The sequence below is a fragment of the Kaistia defluvii genome, from assembly GCF_040548815.1.
GTDB classification, from domain to species: Bacteria; Pseudomonadota; Alphaproteobacteria; order Rhizobiales; family Kaistiaceae; genus Kaistia; species Kaistia defluvii_A.
The window spans coordinates 912320-932219 of sequence record NZ_JBEPSM010000001.1 but is presented as its reverse complement, the minus strand read 5'-3'; the positions used below and the strand labels follow the sequence as shown (position 1 = coordinate 932219).

The window sequence follows — 19900 nt, the reverse complement described above, 5'->3', positions numbered from 1 at the left end:
GTCAGTCGATCCGGACGCCGGAGGCTGCGCCGCTGCTGGCCGTGCCGAAGCGGGCCAGAACGGTCTCGCCGGCAATCGCCGTCTGGCCCTCGGCGACGAGCGGAACGGCGCCCTCTGGCAGATAGACGTCGAGGCGCGAGCCGAAGCGGATCAGGCCGAAGCGCTCGCCGGCCGCAAGCGGCTGGCCTTCGCGGGTGAAGCACACGATGCGCCGCGCCACGAGGCCGGCGATCTGCACGACGCCGAGCTGGCCGTGGGCGCTGTCGATGACCAGGCCGTTGCGCTCATTATCCTCGCTCGCCTTGTCCAGCTCGGCATTCAGGAACTTGCCGGGCTTGTAGGCGATGCGGTGGACGCGACCGGCGACGGGCGCTCGATTCACATGGCAGTTGAACACGTTCATGAAGACAGAAATCCGCACGCGCGGCGCGGTTCCAAGCTCCAGCTCCGGCGGCGGCACGACGGGGCCGACGGCCGAAACGCGACCATCGGCCGGGCTGATGACCAAATCCGGATCGATCGGCGTCACGCGCGGCGGGTCGCGGAAGAAATAGACGCACCAGGCGGTCAGGATCAGGCCGAGCCAGAACAGCGGCCCCCATAGCCAGCCCAGGAACAGGGTGACGAAGGCGAGGATGGCGATGAAGGGGTAGCCTTCGCGGTGGATCGGAACGAAATTCGCCCGGATCGATTTCAGCACAGAATCCATGCCTTGCCCTGTCTCCTAATAAAGTCGCGTCCGGTAAACCATGGATCGGCCGAGGTGTGAAGCCGCCCCGCCCGTTTCCCGCGGTCGCAGACGAGGCAAGTGGCGCTCCATATTTCCAATCTCAAGCCTTCAACGGTCGAGAAAGTCGAGCGCCGCTTCCCCATCATCCTGAGGCGCCCGGCGCAGCCGGGCCTCGAAGGAGGGTCCAGGGATTCCCCCAGCACACGAGGCGCCCACTGGATCGTCCTTCGAGGCTTCGCTGCGCGAAGCGCCTCAGGATGAGGGCGGAGCCAGAAGGCTACCGCCTCCGGACCTCTTCTCTGTGTGGCCTCGAGTCGAAGAGCTAGCTCACGGTCTCCAGACCGGCCTTCGGTCCGCGCACGACGATTCCCAGCGTGTCCGTTTCCTGCACCCGGCGCAGGCGCTCGGCTGCCTCGTCGGCCTCGCGCTGGCGATCCCACATCGAGGCGTACAATCCGCCCTGCAGCATCAGCTCGCTATGGCGGCCGCGCTCGATGATCTTGCCCGCTTCCAGCACGATGATTTCATCGGCCGTCACGACTGTGGAAAGGCGATGCGCGATCACCAGCGTGGTGCGGCCGGCCGAAACCCGGTCGAGCGCGCCCTGGATCTCGCGCTCGGTGTGGGTGTCGAGCGCCGACGTTGCCTCGTCGAGCACGAGGATCGGCGGCGCCTTCAGGATCGTGCGGGCAATCGCCACGCGCTGCTTCTCGCCGCCGGAGAGCTTCAGACCACGCTCGCCGACTTCCGAATCGAAGCCGTCCGGCAAGGTCTCTATGAAGCCCGCGATCTGCGCCATCTGCGCCGCCTCGCGGACTTCGTCCATTGAGGCGCTCGGGCGGCCATAGGCGATGTTGTAGGCGATGGTATCGTTGAACAGCACCGTGTCCTGCGGAACCATGCCGATGGCAGCGCGGACGCTTGCCTGCTGCACGTCGCGGATATCGACGCCGTCGATCGTGATGCGCCCCGCGGTGACGTCATAGAAGCGGAACATCAGCCGCGAGATGGTCGACTTGCCCGCGCCGGACGGCCCGACGATGGCGACCGTCTTACCGGCCGGAACCTCGAAATCGACGCCCTTCAGGATCTCGCGCGCGGGATCATAGTGGAAGGAGACGTTCTCGAACCGCACCGAGCCCTGCCGGACCACGAGCGCCGGGGCGCCCGGCTTGTCCTGCACCTCTTCCGGCATGTCGAGCAGGCGGAACATCGCCTCGACATCGGCCAGGCCCTGCTTCAGCTCGCGATAGACCGTGCCGATGAAATTCAGCGGGAAGGAAAGCTGGACCAGCAGCGCGTTGATCATGACGAAATCGCCGATGGTCTGCTCGCCGCGCATGATGGCCGCGCCGGAGAGCGCCATGCAGATGGTCATGCCGGTCGTGAAGATCACGGTCTGGCCGAAGTTCAGCCAGGCAAGCGACGTCCACGTCTTGATCGAGGCCGCCTCGTAACGCTCGAGCGAGCGGTCGTATCGGTCGGCTTCCATCGTCTCGTTGCCGAAATACTTGACCGTCTCGTAGTTGAGCAGCGAGTCGACGGCCTTGGCATTGGCGTCGGTATCGGACGCGTTCATCTCGCGGCGGATCGCGATGCGCCAGTTCGAGGCGACGATCGTGAACCAGACATAGGCGACGATGGTGACAGCGATGACCGCGACATAGGTCAGGTTGAACTGCCAGGCGATCACGACGGCGGCGAGCAGGAACTCCAGCAGCGTCGGGAAGGTGTTGAGGATGATGTGATCGACGATCGAGTCGATGCCCTTCATGCCGTGGTCCATCGTCCGCGACAGGCCGCCGGTGCGCCGCTGCAGGTGGAAGCGCAGCGACAGGCGGTGCATGTGGACGAAGGCGCGGCGGCCGAGCTTGCGGATCGCGTTCTCGCTGACGCGCGCGAACAGCGCATCGCGCATCTGGTTGAAGGCGTTGAGCAGGATGCGCCCGACGCCATAGGCGACCACCAGCATGATCGGCACGGTGACGATGAGGGCAAGGCCGGCCTTGTCGCCGGCGGCATTGGCGGGCGAGACGAGTGCGTCGGTCGCCCATTTGTACAGGAACGGGATGCAGACCGTCAGGACCTTGGCCAGCACCAGGATGACGAGCGCGCCGGCGACGCGCAGCTTCAAATCGTTACGGTCCTTCGGCCAGATATAGGGCCAGAGGCTGACAATCGTGGAGAACGCGGTTGCGTCCTTCTCTTCATCCGGCACGCCCTTGGCGGGCTGCGAGGTGGCGCTGTTGTTCGCGCTCATTGGCAATTCTCCAGATTATCGCGGTCGGCCATCGCGCCATGCGCAACGGCAAAACCGCGCCTCGGAGCGGATCCGGGCGCGGTGGAAGATGGGAGCGCGCGATCCGCGCGCCCCGCTCACATGGTGCTTGCGGCTCAGTTCGTCCAGTTGGCGTCGCCGGTCGGCAACACGAAGGTCTGGCCGGGATAGATCAGGTCCGGATTGCGGATCTGATCGTTGTTCGCCTCGTAGATGGTCGAGAAGCGGATGCCGCGGCCGTAGAGACGCCGCGAAATGCTCCAGAGATTGTCGCCACGGCGGATGATGACGTTCTGCGGAGCGGGCACGTTGCCATCGGCATTGGCGCCCCCGGCGCCGCCGCCGGCCGCGACCGGCACCAGAACGGCTTCATCCGGGCTGCGCTCGAACGGCACTTCGGCACGCGCAACGACCTTGCCGGTATCACCCTCGAGCTGGTCAGCGCGCACGACGCGGCGGCCGGGCTCGACCGTCTGCGGGGCCTCGAGCAGCCAGCGGCCGCCCTCGCCCGGCTTGGCGACGCCCACCGGCTTCTCGTCGACATAGACGCGCACCGGCGCCTTGGTCTTGGCCGAGCCGGCCACGAACAGCTTGCCGTCCTCGACCTCGACCGCATCGACCGTGACCTTGGGCGCCTCAGCGGGCGCAGCCGCCTCGGCCGTCTTGGCATCGGTCGGCGCAGCCGGCTTGGCGGCCGTCGTCGCATCAGCAGGCGCGGGTGCCGTGGCGTTGCCGGAGGCGTTCGGCTGGGCGGCCTTGTCGGATTCAGCCAGCGTATCCGTGCCAGCGGGCACATCCGTCTTGGTAGCATCCGTCTTAGGTGCTGCATTCGCAGTGGCGGCAGAATCCGGCTTCGCGGGGGTATCGGCGGTGGCCGCAGCGGTGGCTTCGCCGGGCGCATTCGACGTGGCGGGTGCTCCGGCAGCCGCTTCCGGCGTTGCGGCAGCGGGCGGTGCCCGCTCGCTCACCTTCGGCGCAACCGATTCCGGCTGCGCGGCGGCAAGCTTGGTTTCGGCCGTGGCGGCATCCGGCTTCTGCAGCACCTTGCTGGCGGCATCGGGCGTGTTCAGCACGACGAGCGCTTCGCCCTTGCCGGGCTCCTGCACCTGCACGGCCACGCTCTGCTCGGAAAGGGTCTCGGTCTTCTTGTCGGGCGAGGTGGTGCGGATCGAGAGATCATGCGTGCCGGCGGCCAGCGGCTTCTCCACCGCCATCGCCCATTCGCCGCGCTCATTCGCTTCGGCGGTGGCGATCGGCGCGGAACCGTCGAGCAGTTCCACCTTGGCTTTCGGCGCGGCGAGACCGGCCACGACGGTTTCGCCCGTCGGTTCGACGCGGACGATATCGAAGCTGGGCGCCGCGGTCTCGGCCGGCTTGCCGGCCTCGGTCGACGCGGCCTTCGGATCGGTAACGGGGGCGGAAATCGCAGCGGTCTGCGTGGCCTTGTCGCCGCTTCCGTCCGCAGCCTTGGCAGGCGCGTTCTGGGCAGGCGCGTTTTCCGCTGGCTTGGCGCTCGCATCGGCACCCGGAGCCGTCTCGGCCACCTTACCGCCCGGCGTCGCCTGTGCGGCATCGGACGTCGTCGCGGTCGTCGAAGCGGGCTTCGCAACCAGGCCGTAATAGCCCCCGACCAGGATGGCAGCGATCGCCACTACGCCGGCAACGCGGCCGGAAGTCGTCGGTCCGGGAGGTGTCTTTTCAGCCATCGATGCTCAAACCTGTCGCTCAAAACGGAACAGCTGCCGGGTTGCACGCCCTGCGGCCCCAACTTCCCCGCCGGATCGCGCCGATTCTTCGGCTGTTTCTCCAGCATTTCACCGAACTGTTATACCCGCTTTCCGCATCGCGACAAGGCAGCGAAACCGCAGTTTCCGAGGCTCTGTGGCGCATTTGCCTTCCGCTTGACGGTCGCCGTTGCGGATGCGAGGAAGGCCTCATGACACAGCTCTCCTCGATTTGCGTCTACTGCGGTTCGTCCGCAGGCGACGACCCGATCTATGCCGAATCCGCCGAACGGCTTGGCAGCGCCATGGGCGAAGCCGGGCTCGGCCTCGTCTATGGCGGCGGCGCCATCGGCCTGATGGGCATCACCGCGCGCTCCGTGATGGCGGCCGGCGGCCATGTGATCGGCATCATCCCGCAGTTCCTGCGGGAGCGCGAAGTGATGCTGGAGACGGCGCACGAGCTCGTCGTCACCGAGGACATGCATGAGCGCAAGCGCATCATGTTCGAGCGCGCCGACGCCTTCGTGGCGCTGCCGGGCGGCATCGGCACGCTGGAGGAACTGGTCGAGATGATGACCTGGGCCCAGCTGGGCCAGCACAAGAAGCCGGTCCTGATTGCCAATATCAACGGCTTCTGGGACCCGCTGATCGCGCTGCTGCGCCACATGGCGGATGCCGGCTTCATCCGCAACGGCTTCGAAGTGAGCTACCTCGTCGCCAACACAGCCGAAGAGATCGTGCCGAAGCTCCTCGCCGCGACGCCGGCAGCGCCCGCGCCCCGCGCCGCCGAACCGATTCCGATCGCCGATCTCTGATCGACCGACCAACGAGGATCCATTGATCGTGCGGATCAGGATCGCGCGATTGCGTCGGCGTCCCGATCGATCGCGCCGTTGAGGAAATCGACGAGCGCGGACGGTGCGCGATCGCCGAGGCAGAGCTCGAGAACCTCGTGCGCGTCGGCCGCCTCCGACTCGCTGCGGGGGAACATCGCGGCTTCATAGGCGGCCAGCGCCGCCTCGATGTCAGCCGGGTGCGCGGCGATCGCCTTTCCCAGTTCGGCACCGTCAAACATCGCCAGGTTCGCGCCTTCGCCGGCCGGCGGCGCCAGATGCGCGGCGTCGCCGACAAGCGTCACACCGGGCACGCGCTCCCACCGGAGCCCGACCGGTAGTGCGTGAAGCATGCGCAGGACCGGCGCGGTCGCGCCGTCGGTGATCAGCGCCGTCAGGGCCGGAGCCCACCCTTCGAATTCGGCCGCGATCCGCGTCATCGCGGCGCCAGCGTCGGTGAAGTCGATGGCGGAGAACCACGCCTCGGGACGGTTCAGCGCAACATAGCTGTGCAAGACGCTATCCGGCTCGCGATGGGCAAAAATCCCCTTGCCGAGCGCGAGCGCGAACAGCGCGCCGCCGCCAACCGCGTCGGCCGTCGCGGTGTGCCGTTCGTCGGCGTCGTACAGGTAAGTCTCGATGAATCCCGTGCCGATATAGGTTGGCTTGGCCTCCGAGAGCAGCGGCCGAACCTTCGACCACGCCCCGTCCGCCCCCACGAGAAGCTCGGTTCGCGCGGTCGTTCCGTCCGCGAACGACAGTTCATGCCTACCACCGCCAAGCGCCGTGACGCCGGTGAGCTTCTTGCCCCACCGGATCGCTCCTTCTGGCAGGGATTCGAGCAGAACTCGCCGCAATTCGCCGCGTAACACCTCGGGACGACCGCCCGTGCCGTCATCCGGCTGGTCGAGCAGCACATTGCCTTGGCTGTCGAGCACACGCGATGCTTCGCCACCTGGGTGGATCAAGTCGCGAAACGCGTCGAACAGCCCTGCCGTCTTGAGTGCAAGCTGTCCGTCGGCCTCATGAATGTCGAGCATGCCTCCCTGGGTGCGAGCCTGGGCCGAAGGCTCCGCCTCGTAGATCGTGGCCGCAATGCCGTGGAGGTGGAGAACGCGCGCGAGGGTGAGGCCGCCTAGTCCCGCGCCGACGATCGTGACGGTTGGCATCATCGGGATCCTTTCAGGAGATCAACTGGAACGATGTTCCATAAATAGTAATTGGAACGTCGTTCCATTAATGTCAAGATCGGCTCCATGACGGCCAAAAAACAGCGAACGGAACGGCGCTCGGATGCGCTCTCGAAGGAACGCATCGTCGCGGCGGCGATCGAGATCCTCGACACGGAAGGTGAGAGCGGCCTGACCTTTCGCGCGCTGGCGGCTCGTCTGGCGACCGGGAGCGGGGCGATCTACTGGCATGTCGCCGACAAAAACGAGCTGCTCGCGGCAACTACCGACCACGTCATCGCTCGGGTCATGACCAGGGTGATAGGCGATGCGGAGCCAAGCGAGGCGATCCGCGCCATCGCGCTCGGCGTTTTCGATGCGATCGACGAGCATCCGTGGGTAGGCGCCCAGCTTTCCCGCGAACCCTGGCGGACCGCGATGCTGCAGATCTTCGAGGGCATAGGCGGGCGGCTTCAGAGGCTCGGTGTACCTGAGGCGGCACAGTTCGACGCCGCGTCCGTGCTTCTAAATTACATTCTCGGCGTTGCCGGACAGAACGCTGCGAACGCACGCATTGCCGCCGGCGATGCGGCTCGAACAGACCGCATGACGTTCCTGGGCGCCGTCGCCGCCCGATGGGCCCGGCTCGACGCCGCGGAATATCCGTTCCTGCGCCAAGTGTCGGCGCAGTTTCCCAAACACGACGACCGCGAGCAGTTTCTCGCGGGCGTCGCTCTCATCCTGGCCGGCATCGCCACCGTCCGGTAAGGCGACCCTGGGTCAGACGCTGCGGGCGCATGCCGATCGGATGCGCCCGCGCCGCCTAGTTCTTGGCCGGCTTCGCGCCGGCGCGGACCAGCTTGTAGATGATTGCGTCCAGCAGCGCCTCGAACGAGGCGTCGACGACATTTTCCGAGACGCCGATGGTCAGCCAGCTTTCGCCGGTCTCGTCGCGGGTCTCGATCAGCACGCGGGTCACGGCTTCGGTGCCGCCGTTCAGGATGCGCACCTTGTAGTCGATCAGCTCCAGGCCGGAGATGATGTCCTGGTAGACGCCGAGATCCTTGCGCAGCGCACGATCCAGCGCGTTGACCGGGCCGTTGCCCTCCTCGACCGTCAAGAGCCGCTCGCCGCCGACGATCAGCTTGACCACGGCCTCCGAGACCGAGATCTGCTTGCCGACCGCGTTGAAGCGGCGCTCGACGGTGACGTGGAAGCTCTCGACCGTGAAGAAATCAGGCACGTTGCCGAGCGTGCGGCGCGCCAGCAGCTCGAACGACGCATCGGCGCCTTCATAGGAATAGCCGACCGCCTCGCGCTCCTTGACCTCGGAAAGCAGCGCGTCGAGACGACGATCCGCCTTGTCGACGGGAATGCCCAGCCGCGAGAGCTCCGCGAGCAGGTTGGACCGGCCCGCCTGGTCGGAAACCAGGACGCGGCGATGGTTGCCGACCGATTCCGGCTTCACATGCTCATAGGTGCTCGGATCCTTGACGATGGCCGAGGCATGGATGCCGGCCTTGGTCGCGAAAGCCGAGGCGCCGACATAGGGCGCCTGCCGGTTGGGCGCGCGGTTGACGATCTCGTCGAAGCGGTGCGACAGCGCGGTGAGCCCCTGCAAGGCTTCCGTCGTCACGCCGATCTCGAACTGGTCCGCATAGAACGGCTTCAGCATCAGCGTCGGGATGATCGAGGTCAGGTTGGCGTTGCCGCAGCGCTCGCCAATGCCGTTCAGCGTGCCCTGGATCTGGCGCGCGCCACCGCGCACGGCAGCTAACGAGTTGGCGACGGCCTGCTCGGTGTCGTTATGCGCGTGAACGCCGAGATGGTCGCCCGGGATGACCTTGGCCACCTCGCGCACGATCCGCTCGACCTCTTCCGGCAGCGAGCCGCCATTGGTCTCGCAGAGCACGATCCAGCGCGCGCCGGCCTCATAGGCCGTCCTGGCGCAGGCGAGCGCATAGGTCGGGTTGGCCTTGTAACCGTCGAAGAAATGCTCGCAATCGACAAGCGCTTCCTTGCCGCTAGCTACCGCCGCCTCGACCGACTGGCGAATGCCTTCGAGGTTCTCTGCCTCGGTGGCGCCGAGCGCGACCTTGACCTGATAGTCCCAGGTCTTGGCGACGAAGCAGATGGCGTCCGAGGCTGCCGCGAGCAGCGTGTTGAGGCCGGGATCGTTGGAGACGCTGACCCCTGCCCGCTTGGTCATGCCGAAGGCGGTGAACTTCGCCCGCGCCGTGCGCTTCTCGGTGAAGAAGCGCGTATCGGTCGGGTTGGCGCCGGGATAGCCGCCCTCGACATAGTCGACGCCGAGCGCGTCGAGCATGCCGGCGATCAGGACCTTGTCCTCGACCGAGAAGTCGACGCCATTGGTCTGCGCCCCGTCGCGCAGCGTCGTATCGAACAGATAAAGGCGCTCTTTCGTCATTCCGATTCTTCTTCCGGCGCAGCCTTGGGATCCCATGTCGTCCAGAACTCGCCGGTCGCCTCATCCTTGCCGTCGATGATGACGAGGCCCATGGCGTCGAGCTGCTTGCGGATGGTGTCGGCCTTGGCGAAATCCTTGGCCTCGCGCGCGGCGATGCGGTCGGCAATGAGCTGTTCGATCAGGGCTTCGTCGAGCGGAATCTTGGTCATGGCGGTATCTTTCTGGTTGGCGACGCGGTTCAGCGCGCGCGTGAATTTTTGGGGGCGATGGAGCCGCGAACGGACAAGGCTGCGTCGGCCACGACACCCTCCGTCGTCATCCCTGCGAAAGCAGGGATCCATACGGCTGAGGCATTGGGCGTCGTGGCAGCCTGTCCGCACCCGTCGACATGGATCCCTGCTTTCGCAGGGATGACGGCGAGTGTGGTGCGGGTGCCGGAGCCAGCGACGCCGGAGCGGGTGGCGAGAGCGGAGCAAACAGCCATCATCGCTTCACCTCCCAGGTCGTGACGATCTCGCCCGTCGCCGGGTCCTTGGCGTCCTTGAGCGTGATGCCCATGCCGTCGAGCTCGGCGCGGATGCGGTCGGCCTCGGCAAAGTTCTTCGCGCGGCGGGCTTCGAGACGGGCGGCGATGAAGACCTCGACCTCGGCAGCGCTGGGACCATCGGAATCGCTGTGGCCATAGGAATAGATATCGGCCGAAGCTTCACCCTTCCACAGGCCGAGGAAACGCATGGAGCGCGACAGCTTAGTCGCGGCGGCGACGTCGCCCTTCTGCCGGGCCCAGGATGCCATCAGCGCCTTGGCCTCGGAGAAATTGAGGTCGTCGGCCAGCTTCTCGACCAGTTCCGCCGGCGGCTCGTCGCTCTCGGACGGGTCCGCGCCGCCGACGAAATCGATCCAGTCGGCAAGCTGCCTGCGCGCCTCGACCAGGCGCTCGGCGGTAAAGTCGATCGGCTGGCGATAATGCGTCGTCAGCATGGCGAAGCGCAGCACGGAGCCATGCCAGACATTGTCGCCAAAGCGGCCCGTTTCCAGCAGCTCGCGGATGGTGACGAAGTTGCCGAGGCTCTTCGACATCTTCTCGCCTTCGACCTGCAGGAAGCCGTTATGCATCCAGATATTGGCCATGCGCGGCGCACCGAAGGCGCAGCAGGACTGCGCGATCTCGTTCTCGTGGTGCGGGAAGACGAGGTCGATGCCGCCGCCATGAATGTCGAACGTGTTCTTCAGCGGGTCGTCGCAGTTGAGTCCGCCGCCGAACGGCTCCAGCAGCTTCGCCATCGACATGGCCGAGCACTCGATGTGCCAGCCCGGACGGCCCCGCCCCTCGATGCCGGCTGGCGACGGCCAGCCGGGCTCGTTCTCGGCCGAAGGCTTCCAGAGCACGAAATCCATCGGCTCCTTCTTGTAGGGCGCGACGTCGACGCGGGCACCGGCCAGCATCTCGTCGAGCGAGCGCCGGGCGAGCGCCCCATAGCGCGGCAGCGCGCCGTTCAAGCGGTCCATAGCGGATGGCGAGAACAGGACATGGCCTTCCGCGACATAGGCGACGCCGCGCTCGACCAGCCGCTCGATCATCGCCTTCATGCCGTCGATATGCTCGGTCGCGCGCGGCTGCTCCGTAGGCGGCAGGCAGCCGAGCGCCGCCACATCCGCCTGGAACTGCGCGTCGGTCTTCTCCGTCACCAGACGGATCGCCTCGTTCAGCGGCAGGTCGGGATAGTCGATCGCGGCGCGCGCGTTGATCTTGTCGTCGACGTCCGTGATGTTGCGGACATAGGTGACCTGGTCGGCGCCATATACATGGCGCAGCAGCCGGAACAGCACGTCGAAGACGATGACCGGGCGCGCATTGCCGATATGGGCGAAGTCGTACACCGTCGGCCCGCACACATACAGGCGGACGCGGTCCTTGCCCGTCACGGGATCGCGCAGGAGCGGCGCAAGCGCGTCCTTTTCCTTCGTCAGCGTATTGTAGAGGCGCAGAGTCATTGAACGATCCCGAATGAACACAAGCCCGCCGGGCCTTGGGCGTTCGTCTCTATCGGAATGGAACAGAGGAACGGCCTCAGCCAGCGTGCGCTAGCCGGTAATAATCCCGCAGCAGATAATGCCGTTGAAACGCGGAAAAGCCGTCATGTCAGCGTGATGACCGAAATCCGCCGGAGCGTCAAGCAGCCCGGAGCGAACTCGACCGGAAATAGGCGGCGCCGCCTCCCGCACGGCTCAACCGGCAGCCCGATGCCGCTGTCGCCGGCTCGGCGATTCCGCCGCGCCACGTTTCCGCACGGATTTCCACAGTCCCGCCATCAGCGTCACCAAAACCCTAAGATCGGGACAATTTTAATCAAATCGCAAGAATTCCGAACGCTATCTAAACGCAGGTTTCAGGTCGGGTTCAGCTGCGGGGGAGCAGGATCCGATGATCGACCAGGGCTTCTGGAGTATTGCGTCATGGCCACCCGTTCCTTCTTCGCCGTCACCCTCTTCGCCACGCTGATCGGAATCGGCCTCGCCGAGCTGGTGCAGCGTCCGGCACATTCCGACATCCGCGATCCCCGCACCTCAGCCATCAGCATGTGCATGAGCAAGGGCGTCGCCTGTGGTGCTGCGACTCGTTCGAACTTCGCGGCGTTCTGACCACCATTCGCTCGCCTCGCTGGCCCCGATCGGCTACGACGGATCCCTAGCAGGCAACTGCTATCCATCCGTATCGTTCGCAGGCAGGACTAATGACCGACAAAAGCCCGGCGGGCGCTGATCTCGACGAGAGCGCGCTCTTCTATCACCGCTTCCCGCAGCCGGGAAAACTCGAGATCCGGGCGACCAAGCCCCTCGGCAATCAGCGCGATCTGGCGCTGGCCTATTCGCCCGGCGTCGCCGCGCCCTGCCTCGCCATCGAGGCCGATCCCGCCAAGGCCTTCGACTACACCGCTCGCGGTAACCTCGTCGCCGTGATCTCGAACGGCACCGCCGTGCTCGGCCTGGGCGCGATCGGCGCGCTGGCCTCGAAGCCGGTGATGGAAGGCAAGGCCGTCCTCTTCAAGAAATTCGCCGGCATCGACGTGTTCGACATCGAAGTCGACGAACGCGACATCGACCGGTTCGTCGACGTGGTCGCCGCGCTCGAGCCGACCTTCGGCGGCATCAATCTCGAGGATATCAAGGCGCCGGAATGCTTCGAGATCGAGCGCAAGCTGCGCGCCCGGATGCAGATCCCCGTCTTCCATGACGACCAGCATGGCACGGCGATCATCGTCGGCGCGGCCGTCATCAACGGGCTGAAGCTGAAGGACAAGCCGATCACCGAGGCGAAGATCGTCTGTTCCGGCGCGGGCGCCGCGGCGCTCGCCTGCCTCAACCAGATGGTCGCGCTCGGCGCGAAGCTCGAAAACATCTGGGTCGCCGACATCGAAGGGGTGGTCTATGAGGGCCGCGAGGCGCTGATGGACCCGTGGAAGTCCGTCTTCGCCCAGAAGACCGACAAGCGGAAGCTCGCCGAAATCATCGACGGCGCCGACGTGTTCCTCGGCCTCTCGGCGGCCGGCGTGCTGAAGCCCGACATGGTCGCCCGCATGGCCGAGCGTCCGCTGATCCTGGCGCTCGCCAACCCGAAGCCGGAGATCATGCCGGACGACGCGCGCGCCGTGCGGCCCGACGTGATGATCTGCACCGGCCGGTCGGATTTCCCCAATCAGGTCAATAACGTCCTGTGCTTTCCTCATATCTTCCGCGGCGCGCTCGATGTCGGCGCGACGACGATCAACGAGGAAATGAAGCAGGCGGCGGTACACGCAATCGCCGCGCTTGCCCAGGAAGAGCCGTCCGACGTCGTGGCGCAGGCCTATGGCGGCGTGCAGCTTTCCTTCGGCCCGGACTACCTGATCCCCTCGCCCTTCGATCAGCGCCTGATCCTGCGGATCGCGCCGGCCGTGGCGCGGGCGGCGATGGATTCGGGCGTGGCGACGCGGCCGATCACCGATTTCGACGCCTATATGGACCGGCTGACGCGCTTCGTCTTCAAGTCCGGCCTGCTGATGAAGCCGATGGTCGCGGCCGCCAAGCAGGACGTGAAGCGCGTCATCTATGCCGATGGCGAGGACGAGCGCGTGCTGCGCGCCGCCCAGGTCGCGCTGGAAGACGGCCTGGCCCAGCCGATCCTGATCGGCCGCCCCTCGGTCATTGAAACGCGCGTCAAACGCTTCGGCCTGCGCTTCAAGCCGGGCATCGATTGCGAGATCATCAATCCCGAGGACGACAAGCGCTATCGCGACTATGTCGATCTCTACCTCGACAAGATGGGCCGGCACGGCATCACGCCAGAAGCGGCGCGCACCATCGTCCGCACCAATGCCACCGCCATCGGCGCGCTGGCGCTGATCCGCAATGACGCCGACGCGCTGCTGTGCGGCCTGGAAGGCCAGTTCCGCACCAATTTCCGCGTCATCCGCGACATCATCGGCCTGAGGCCCGGCAGCCATTCCTATTCGGCGATGAGCCTGCTGATCTCCTCCGGCGCGACGACGTTCCTGACCGACACCTATGTCAACGAGAACCCGACTGCGGAAGAAATCGCGGAAGTGACGAGGCTCGCGGCCGACCACATCCGCCGCTTCGGCATCACGCCCAAGGCGGCGCTGCTATCGCATTCCAATTTCGGCTCTCGCGACAACGTCTCGAGCGCCAAGATGCGGCGGGCGACCGAGTTGCTCTGGGAAACCGCGCCGGATCTCGAAGTCGACGGCGAAATGCATGGCGACTCCGCGCTGTCCGAAACGCTGCGCGCCCGCGTCATGCCGAAATCGAAGCTGACCGGCGAAGCCAACCTGCTGGTGTTCCCGAATCTCGACGCCGCCAACATCACGATGAACGTCGTGAAGGTGATGACCGACGCGCTGCATGTCGGCCCGATCCTGCTGGGCGCGGCCAAGCCGGCCCATATCCTGACGCCGTCCGTCACCTCGCGCGGCATCGTCAACATGACGGCGCTGGCGGCGGTGGAAGCGCAAAGCGTCTGATTGCAACCGCCGGCATCCCCTCCGGGGTAGGCCGGCGCGCATCGACGTGCTCTAAATCATGGCCGGTCCCGCTGGGGCCGGCCATTGTTGTTTGCAGGCGCTTCCCTTTCAAAACGAGCCACGTCGCGATGACCAGCCCGGCTGACGAGACCGTCGATCTCTATCTGAGCGACATCCATAATTTCTTCCAGACGCCGGAAGTGGACCCATTCCTCGGCGAGAACATCGAGGCCTCGGGAATCGATCAACTGATCGACACGATGAACGCGCGCCCGAGCAGCCAGAAGGGCATTGGCAGCATCGTCATCCACCTGCCGGAGGCGATGATCACGCCCGACCTGCCCGCCCGGGTCCGCACCGCCATCACCAATTACTGCAACGCGCAGATCCGCCTCGCCGTGCAGAAGAAGCGCGAAACCTGGCTGGAGGGCCGCAAGGCGCTGCGCATCGGACTGGTGTTCTGGGCCATCTGCCTGGCGATGTCGCTGCTGTTCGAGGAAGTGATCTTTACCCGCCACGCCGTCGGCCGCCTGTTTGGCGAAGGCTTCATCATTGCCGGCTGGGTCGGTCTCTGGCGCCCGGCGGAGCTTCTGCTCTACGACTGGCGCCCCTATGCGCGCGAAATGAAGCGCTACGAGGAAATCAAGGCGATGGACGTCCGCATCGCGCCGCGAAAGGCGGGAGAAACGCAGACCTTGGCTTCCACCTAAAGCGGCGCCGGCGGAACTTGCGACCCGCAGCTATTCCGGCGGCGAGGTCGAGGTCCAACTCGTCGAGAAGATCAGCGGCGACAAGCTGAGTTGACCGACCAGCCCCTCGACGAGGCGGTCCTCCTGCCGCGTGCTGTAAACGACGGCCTCGACTTCGACATTGCCGGTATCAGCGATCGAATGACTTTCCAAGCCATGCAGACGCAGCTTCTGCACCGTCATCGCCTCCAGCAGCTTGGCGCGGATCGCCGCCTCGTCGCTGGCGGCGCATTTCAGCTCGATCACATAGAAGCGCTCGACCATTGCCTGTTCGGGCGAAAAGCGTTCGATCCACAGGCCAAGACGCGGCAGCACCATATTGATGAAGAGCACAAAGGCTGTGGTTTCCGCCGCCTCGATCAGAAAGCCGTAGCCGGCCAGCGTGCCCACGGCGCCCGTCGCCCAGATCGTTGCGGCGCCGCTGAGGCCACGTACGCTGAGCCCGTCGCGCATGATCAATCCGGCGCCGAGAAAGCCAATGCCGGTGACGACCTGCCCACCCATCCGAATGTCGGTTGAGCCTTCGAGCAGGATTGCCAAGGAGGTGAAAGCTGCGGCGCCCAGCGCCACGAGCGCATGCGTGCTGAGACCAGTGTGGCGTTGCCGCCACTGGCGCTCCATCCCAATCAGCATGCCATAGACAAGGGCCGCGGCGAGGTTGGGCGAGATCGACAAGGCGCTTGATAGGGAGGTCAAGGCGAGGCGTCCGTCTGGGCGGCCCCATCGCGAGGCCCAGCGCCCTGCTTAGCACGCTCGTCGCCGATTCCCATCTCCGGCGGCGGGGGCGCCATCAGGGAGTGTGGGGTGGAGCCGAGCGAGCAGCGTCTGCCGCGAGGCCCAGGCGGTACCCGGTGCCCACAAGGGAGGTCCATCGGGCGCGGTCCACCACAATGTCCGAAAGTGGAATCCAGACGCAAAAAAGCCCGGCGCGAAGCCGGGCTCTTCGATTTCAGGTCTGTGCGCGAGGCTCAGACTGCAGCGAGATTCGAAGCCTTGGTCTTGCCGCGATCGCTGATGACGTCGAAGGAAACCTTCTGGCCTTCATTGAGCGAGCGCATGCCGGCCGCTTCGAGAGCAGTCACATGCACGAAGACGTCCGGACCACCGGCGTCAGGCGCAATGAAGCCGAAGCCGCGCGTGGAATCGAAGAACTTAACGGTGCCAATATCGGCCATTTAGAAAACTACCTTAGTCATTCACGCCAGCACCATGCCAGCGCGCCTTCGAAGCGAACAAGATCGGGAACACACCGGCAGCCCTTGAGGCGCTCGACGACATTCACCGATCCGGTTCGCAAACCCAACCAGAGCATCTGATCAATCGTCAGGAGATCAGGGAAAAAATGAAACGGAGTACATCCGTCCGCTTCGTTCATGGACGACCGCTGCATTGACGAATGCGCCTGTCGAACTCCCGCTCTGTTCGGCTGGGATAAGTCACCCTAGTCGAAGGAAGCGGTGAATGCAAATTATTCCTCAAGTCTTTTTCTAATGAGCCAGATAGGCCTATCGATCTTCCGTAGGCGGCAAATTGATCAGCTGTAAAAATAGCCTCATAAAAGACCGACTCTTGACAGCGAATTTCTGCTACAATTTCCGGATGGCACATTCATATAAAGTTGGACAGCGGGTAACGATGGACCGGAGCAAGATTTTCAGCTCGGCTCCCGGCATCTATGTCATCGTCGCCGCCCTCCCCGAATCCGGCGGACGGCTGCAGTACCGGATCAAGAGCGAACTCGAGAAGCATGAGCGCGTGGCTGAACAAAGCCAGCTCCACCTGATGCTCGAGGAAGTCTAGCCCGCCACCCTCTCCCGCGGCGCGAACGCACCGCCAAAGGTCGGACTCAGCTCCGGCCGATCACGCCCTGTTCGCCCCGCGATAGAGGCGCAGCCAGCCGGCCATGGCCCGGCGCGTAGCACCGCGTCCCGGCCGGATTCGCCTAGCCCGCTTCCCTGCCTGACCTTCCAGACCCTGGACATCCCATGAAAAAGGCCCCGCCACAGGTGACAGGGCCTTCCTTCGACTCGTTCAGGGATCCGCGGATCAGAACTTGTAGTTCAGACCCAGCTTGACCGAATTGTACGAGGTGTCGAATTCGCGGTTATTGACCGGGTTGGTCGGATAGTTCACGTCGATCAGGGTGACGTCGTTCTTGCCGAGGTCCGTGTAGAGGTACTCGGCCTTGACGGTGACGTTGTTGGTGACGGCGTATTCGACGCCGGCGCCGACCGTCCAGCCCCAGGCGGTGTCGGACTTCGAGGTTTCGAAAGGAGCCTTGCAGCCGCCAATGGTCACAGCAACGCGATTGGCGTCACAACCGAGCTTGTGGTCGACATTCGCCCAAGCCAGACCACCGGTGAGGTAGGGCATGAAACGATCGGCCGAATAGCCGACGCGCGCCCGAATCGTGCCGGACCAGTCGATCTTGTCCTCGCCGTAATAGGGGTCGAACTGGTTCGAACCACCCCAGTCCTTGCCGACGCCGCTATAGGCGACATCCGCCTCGGCACCCAGCACGATGTTGTTCTGGAGCTGGTAGTTGTAGCCAATCTGCGCGCCACCGAAGCCGCCGGTCAGCGTCTGGCCGAATGCGTTCGGGTTATGCGTGTCCTGGGTATGGCCCCAGCCATAGCCGCCATGAACACCCACATAGAAGCCAGTCCAGTTGAACGCCTCGATCGCCGGTGCAACCGGAGCGGGTTCATAGGTCAGGTCGGCCGCGCCAGCGGTCGACAAACCCATGGCAAACAAGGCAGCAGCGAGCCGGAATTTCATGCAAATCACTCCAAATCGGTAGGTAGTGATTTCGTTGGTAGCACAGCCCCAGCGTGCGGGTCCATGGCATAAAAGCAACAACGATGCTCTGTTATGGAATCTTATTGGTCATTAACTTTTAACTTTTAGTTAAAATTCTGATATTCAAAGCAAAAATGGCAGCTAAAAGATAGATTACTGCGCATTTGCTTGCAGTCCAAAAGTTTAAAAATGTACCTGGCGTACGTTTCTAAAAGGAATGTTTTACTTCAACTCATTTAGACACATAGATACTTGCTTGTACAACAAACAATAGGAGCGGTCTTGACCCACCCCCTCCATCGGCCTCTCAGGAAGGCTGCGCCAAGAGCGAATAAGATCTGCAACCTTGTCGTGCATTACCAAGAGGAGCGGGGCGCGCGGGGACCGGTACCGCCGGGCTCGAGAACCGGGCGGCCTGTCCATCGGGGGGGCAAGTTGCACTGCGGGGTGCCAAGGGAGCCTGGGCACGGTCCATGTCGCGAGTATCGAGTCGAGTGGAAAATGGTGGGCGGTACTGGGATTGAACCAGTGACCCTTCGCGTGTGAAGCGAATGCTCTCCCGCTGAGCTAACCGCCCTGCCGCCGGGCAGTAAACTGCTCCGGTGAAGGTGGCCGGATATAGATTGCCGCGGCGGATGAAGTCAAGCCGCGCCGGCGGGATATACCACGGGATTGTGAATTGCGCTTTCCGGCCTCCTCGGCCAAATAGGAAGCCCACCTTACGAAATGCATCTCATGCCAAGCGACTCCGTCCTCGGCGCCGGCGCGTCCCCCGCCGCCCCCGCCTATCGAATCACCGCCCTCATCGTCGCCAGCGCGCTGTTCATGGAACAGCTCGACGCCACCGTTCTGGCCACCGCCCTGCCCACCATGTCGAAGAGTTTCGGCGTGTCGCCGCTCGACATGAGCGTGGCGCTGACCGGCTATCTGCTCAGCCTTGCCGTGTTCATCCCGGCGAGCGGCTGGATCGCCGACCGGTTTGGCGCGCGCAACGTCTTCTGTGCGGCGATCGCCATCTTCATGGCGGGATCGCTGCTCTGCGCCCAGGCGCACAACCTGCCCTTCCTGGTGTTTGCCCGCGTGCTGCAGGGGCTGGGCGGCGCGATGATGGTGCCCGTCGGGCGGCTGGTGATTCTGAAAAGCGTGCCGCGCGCCGATTTCGTCTCCGCCATGGCCTGGGTGATGGTGCCGGCGCTGATCGGCCCGGTGATCGGGCCGATGGTTGGCGGCTTCATCGTCACCTATCTCGACTGGCGCTGGATCTTCTATGTGAACCTGCCGCTTGGTGTGATCGGCATCGCGCTCGCCAGCCACTATATCGACGACATCCGCGAAGAGATCCGCCGGCCGTTCGATGGGCTGGGGCTGCTGCTGTCCGGCACCGCGCTCGCCTCGCTGCTCTTCGCCTTCGAGACGGGCGGCCGCGGCGCGGCTTCACCGCGCACGGCGCTGGTCCTGCTCGCGGTCGGCCTCGTCACAGGCGCGCTTTATATCGCGCATGCCCGACGCCATGCGGCGCCGATCCTCGACCTGTCACTGATGCGGCTGAAGACGTTCCGCCTGTCGGTCGTGGCCGGCGGCCTGGCGCGGATCACCGCCGGCGCCATGCCCTTCCTGCTGCCGATGATGATGCAGCTGGGCTTCGGCATGTCGGCTGCCCATAGCGGGCTGGTCACCTTCGTCTCGGCGGCCGGCGCCATGGCGATGAAGGCTTCCGCGGCTCCGATCCTGCGCCGCTTCGGCTTCCGCAACACGCTGATCTGGAACAGCGTCATCGCCAGCGCCTTCCTGGCGATCTACGCGACCTTCCGACCCGACTGGCCGATCGCGGCCGTCTATCTCGTGCTGCTGATCGGCGGCTTCTCGCAATCGCTGCAGTTCACCGCCTACAACACGATCGCCTATGCCGAGGTGGAGCGCGACCGCATGAGCGCTGCGACCAGCTTCTATACGACCATGCAGCAGATGATGCTGTCCCTGGGGATCTGCGTCTCGGCGAGCGTGCTGCATGTCGCCGTCGCGCTCTCCGGACGGGACACGCCGGTAATGGCCGATTTCTCCGCCGCCTTCCTCACGGTGACCAGCGTGTCGCTGCTCGCCGCCTTCGTCTGCGCCCGCCTGCCGCGCGACGCCGGCGACGATCTCACCGGCCGGACCCAGTGATTCCAG

General features: G+C 64.9%; 18 protein-coding genes and 1 tRNA gene. 7 read left to right on the top strand and 12 right to left on the bottom strand.

What is annotated here, in order from left to right:
- Position 1 precedes the first annotated feature (1 nt).
- The 3 genes from ABIE08_RS04390 to ABIE08_RS04380 form a co-directional block, all read right to left on the bottom strand.
- The gene (locus ABIE08_RS04390; RefSeq protein WP_354549022.1) at positions 2-709 is read right to left on the bottom strand and encodes a phosphatidylserine decarboxylase; all 708 of its coding nucleotides are present in this window, start codon (positions 707-709) and stop codon (positions 2-4) included.
- A gap of 343 nt (positions 710-1052) precedes the next feature.
- Positions 1053-2990, bottom strand: a complete 1938-nt coding sequence (locus ABIE08_RS04385) for an ABCB family ABC transporter ATP-binding protein/permease (protein ID WP_354549021.1) — start codon at positions 2988-2990, stop codon at positions 1053-1055.
- Between the two features lie 134 nt (positions 2991-3124).
- Positions 3125-4714 carry a LysM peptidoglycan-binding domain-containing protein gene (locus ABIE08_RS04380; RefSeq protein ID WP_354549020.1) on the bottom strand — a complete coding sequence of 530 codons (1590 nt, stop codon included), beginning with the start codon at positions 4712-4714 and terminating at the stop codon, positions 3125-3127.
- 230 nt (positions 4715-4944) lie between these two features.
- Here ABIE08_RS04380 and ABIE08_RS04375 point away from each other — a divergent pair, with 230 nt between their 5' ends.
- Positions 4945-5547 (top strand): TIGR00730 family Rossman fold protein, encoded by a 603-nt coding sequence (locus tag ABIE08_RS04375; protein WP_354549019.1) that lies wholly within the window; start codon positions 4945-4947, stop codon positions 5545-5547.
- Positions 5548-5582: 35 nt separating this feature from the next.
- Here ABIE08_RS04375 and ABIE08_RS04370 read toward each other — a convergent pair whose 3' ends face one another.
- Positions 5583-6737 carry an FAD-dependent oxidoreductase gene (locus ABIE08_RS04370; RefSeq protein ID WP_354549018.1) on the bottom strand — a complete coding sequence of 385 codons (1155 nt, stop codon included), beginning with the start codon at positions 6735-6737 and terminating at the stop codon, positions 5583-5585.
- A gap of 48 nt (positions 6738-6785) precedes the next feature.
- Here ABIE08_RS04370 and ABIE08_RS04365 point away from each other — a divergent pair, with 48 nt between their 5' ends.
- Positions 6786-7502: a TetR/AcrR family transcriptional regulator gene (locus ABIE08_RS04365; RefSeq protein WP_354549016.1), complete on the top strand. Its 717-nt coding sequence runs from the start codon at positions 6786-6788 to the stop codon at positions 7500-7502.
- A 55-nt stretch (positions 7503-7557) separates the two neighbouring features.
- Here the strand turns inward: ABIE08_RS04365 and cimA are convergent, their stop codons facing one another.
- The 3 genes from cimA to cysS all read right to left on the bottom strand — a co-directional run bounded on the left by cimA (position 7558) and on the right by cysS (position 11157).
- Positions 7558-9162, bottom strand: coding sequence for a citramalate synthase (cimA, locus tag ABIE08_RS04360; RefSeq protein WP_354549015.1), 1605 nt, complete (start codon positions 9160-9162; stop codon positions 7558-7560).
- Positions 9159-9371: a CysS/YqeB C-terminal domain-containing protein gene (locus ABIE08_RS04355; protein ID WP_354549014.1), complete on the bottom strand. Its 213-nt coding sequence runs from the start codon at positions 9369-9371 to the stop codon at positions 9159-9161. Before ABIE08_RS04355 ends, cimA begins: the two co-directional genes overlap by 4 nt.
- A 274-nt stretch (positions 9372-9645) precedes the next feature.
- On the bottom strand, positions 9646-11157 hold the full coding sequence (gene cysS / locus ABIE08_RS04350) for a cysteine--tRNA ligase (protein WP_354549013.1): 1512 nt from the start codon (positions 11155-11157) through the stop codon (positions 9646-9648).
- A gap of 462 nt (positions 11158-11619) precedes the next feature.
- Here cysS and ABIE08_RS04345 point away from each other — a divergent pair, with 462 nt between their 5' ends.
- The 3 genes from ABIE08_RS04345 to ABIE08_RS04335 all read left to right on the top strand — a co-directional run bounded on the left by ABIE08_RS04345 (position 11620) and on the right by ABIE08_RS04335 (position 14893).
- On the top strand, positions 11620-11805 hold the full coding sequence (locus ABIE08_RS04345) for a hypothetical protein (protein ID WP_354549011.1): 186 nt from the start codon (positions 11620-11622) through the stop codon (positions 11803-11805).
- Positions 11806-11897: 92 nt separating this feature from the next.
- Positions 11898-14183: an NADP-dependent malic enzyme gene (locus ABIE08_RS04340; RefSeq protein WP_354549010.1), complete on the top strand. Its 2286-nt coding sequence runs from the start codon at positions 11898-11900 to the stop codon at positions 14181-14183.
- A 128-nt stretch (positions 14184-14311) separates the two neighbouring features.
- Positions 14312-14893 (top strand): hypothetical protein, encoded by a 582-nt coding sequence (locus ABIE08_RS04335; protein ID WP_354549009.1) that lies wholly within the window; start codon positions 14312-14314, stop codon positions 14891-14893.
- 30 nt (positions 14894-14923) lie between these two features.
- On the opposite strand, the gene ABIE08_RS04330 is transcribed toward ABIE08_RS04335, so the two are convergent.
- From ABIE08_RS04330 to ABIE08_RS04320, 3 genes are all read right to left on the bottom strand, one after another.
- Complete coding sequence (locus ABIE08_RS04330) at positions 14924-15628, bottom strand: MgtC/SapB family protein (protein ID WP_354549008.1); 705 nt, start codon at positions 15626-15628, stop codon at positions 14924-14926.
- Between the two features lie 272 nt (positions 15629-15900).
- Positions 15901-16107 (bottom strand): cold-shock protein, encoded by a 207-nt coding sequence (locus ABIE08_RS04325; RefSeq protein WP_018184614.1) that lies wholly within the window; start codon positions 16105-16107, stop codon positions 15901-15903.
- Positions 16108-16124: 17 nt separating this feature from the next.
- The gene (locus ABIE08_RS04320; RefSeq protein WP_354549007.1) at positions 16125-16307 is read right to left on the bottom strand and encodes a hypothetical protein; all 183 of its coding nucleotides are present in this window, start codon (positions 16305-16307) and stop codon (positions 16125-16127) included.
- Between the two features lie 260 nt (positions 16308-16567).
- Here ABIE08_RS04320 and ABIE08_RS04315 point away from each other — a divergent pair, with 260 nt between their 5' ends.
- Entirely contained in the window at positions 16568-16732 is a 165-nt protein-coding gene (locus tag ABIE08_RS04315; RefSeq protein ID WP_354549005.1) for a hypothetical protein, read from the top strand.
- A gap of 246 nt (positions 16733-16978) precedes the next feature.
- Here the strand turns inward: ABIE08_RS04315 and ABIE08_RS04310 are convergent, their stop codons facing one another.
- The gene (locus ABIE08_RS04310) at positions 16979-17710 is read right to left on the bottom strand and encodes an outer membrane protein (RefSeq protein ID WP_354549004.1); all 732 of its coding nucleotides are present in this window, start codon (positions 17708-17710) and stop codon (positions 16979-16981) included.
- Positions 17711-18233: 523 nt separating this feature from the next.
- Positions 18234-18308 (bottom strand) — tRNA-Val (locus ABIE08_RS04305).
- 158 nt (positions 18309-18466) lie between these two features.
- Here ABIE08_RS04305 and ABIE08_RS04300 point away from each other — a divergent pair.
- Entirely contained in the window at positions 18467-19894 is a 1428-nt protein-coding gene (locus ABIE08_RS04300; protein ID WP_354549003.1) for a DHA2 family efflux MFS transporter permease subunit, read from the top strand.
- Positions 19895-19900 lie beyond the last annotated feature (6 nt).

Bases quoted from the DNA above. Each gene is read 5' to 3' on its own strand.
- ABIE08_RS04385 (WP_354549021.1), bottom strand. From the start codon at position 2,990: ATGAGCGCGAACAACAGCGCCACCTCGCAGCCCGCCAAGGGCGTGCCG.
- ABIE08_RS04320 (WP_354549007.1), bottom strand. From the start codon at position 16,307: ATGAACGAAGCGGACGGATGTACTCCGTTTCATTTTTTCCCTGATCTC.
- cysS (WP_354549013.1), bottom strand. From the start codon at position 11,157: ATGACTCTGCGCCTCTACAATACGCTGACGAAGGAAAAGGACGCGCTT.
- ABIE08_RS04355 (WP_354549014.1), bottom strand. From the start codon at position 9,371: ATGACCAAGATTCCGCTCGACGAAGCCCTGATCGAACAGCTCATTGCC.
- ABIE08_RS04315 (WP_354549005.1), top strand. From the start codon at position 16,568: ATGGACCGGAGCAAGATTTTCAGCTCGGCTCCCGGCATCTATGTCATC.
- ABIE08_RS04370 (WP_354549018.1), bottom strand. From the start codon at position 6,737: ATGATGCCAACCGTCACGATCGTCGGCGCGGGACTAGGCGGCCTCACC.
- ABIE08_RS04390 (WP_354549022.1), bottom strand. From the start codon at position 709: ATGGATTCTGTGCTGAAATCGATCCGGGCGAATTTCGTTCCGATCCAC.
- ABIE08_RS04335 (WP_354549009.1), top strand. From the start codon at position 14,312: ATGACCAGCCCGGCTGACGAGACCGTCGATCTCTATCTGAGCGACATC.
- cimA (WP_354549015.1), bottom strand. From the start codon at position 9,162: ATGACGAAAGAGCGCCTTTATCTGTTCGATACGACGCTGCGCGACGGG.
- ABIE08_RS04375 (WP_354549019.1), top strand. From the start codon at position 4,945: ATGACACAGCTCTCCTCGATTTGCGTCTACTGCGGTTCGTCCGCAGGC.
- ABIE08_RS04300 (WP_354549003.1), top strand. From the start codon at position 18,467: ATGCCAAGCGACTCCGTCCTCGGCGCCGGCGCGTCCCCCGCCGCCCCC.
- ABIE08_RS04310 (WP_354549004.1), bottom strand. From the start codon at position 17,710: ATGAAATTCCGGCTCGCTGCTGCCTTGTTTGCCATGGGTTTGTCGACC.
- ABIE08_RS04340 (WP_354549010.1), top strand. From the start codon at position 11,898: ATGACCGACAAAAGCCCGGCGGGCGCTGATCTCGACGAGAGCGCGCTC.
- ABIE08_RS04325 (WP_018184614.1), bottom strand. From the start codon at position 16,107: ATGGCCGATATTGGCACCGTTAAGTTCTTCGATTCCACGCGCGGCTTC.
- ABIE08_RS04345 (WP_354549011.1), top strand. From the start codon at position 11,620: ATGGCCACCCGTTCCTTCTTCGCCGTCACCCTCTTCGCCACGCTGATC.
- ABIE08_RS04380 (WP_354549020.1), bottom strand. From the start codon at position 4,714: ATGGCTGAAAAGACACCTCCCGGACCGACGACTTCCGGCCGCGTTGCC.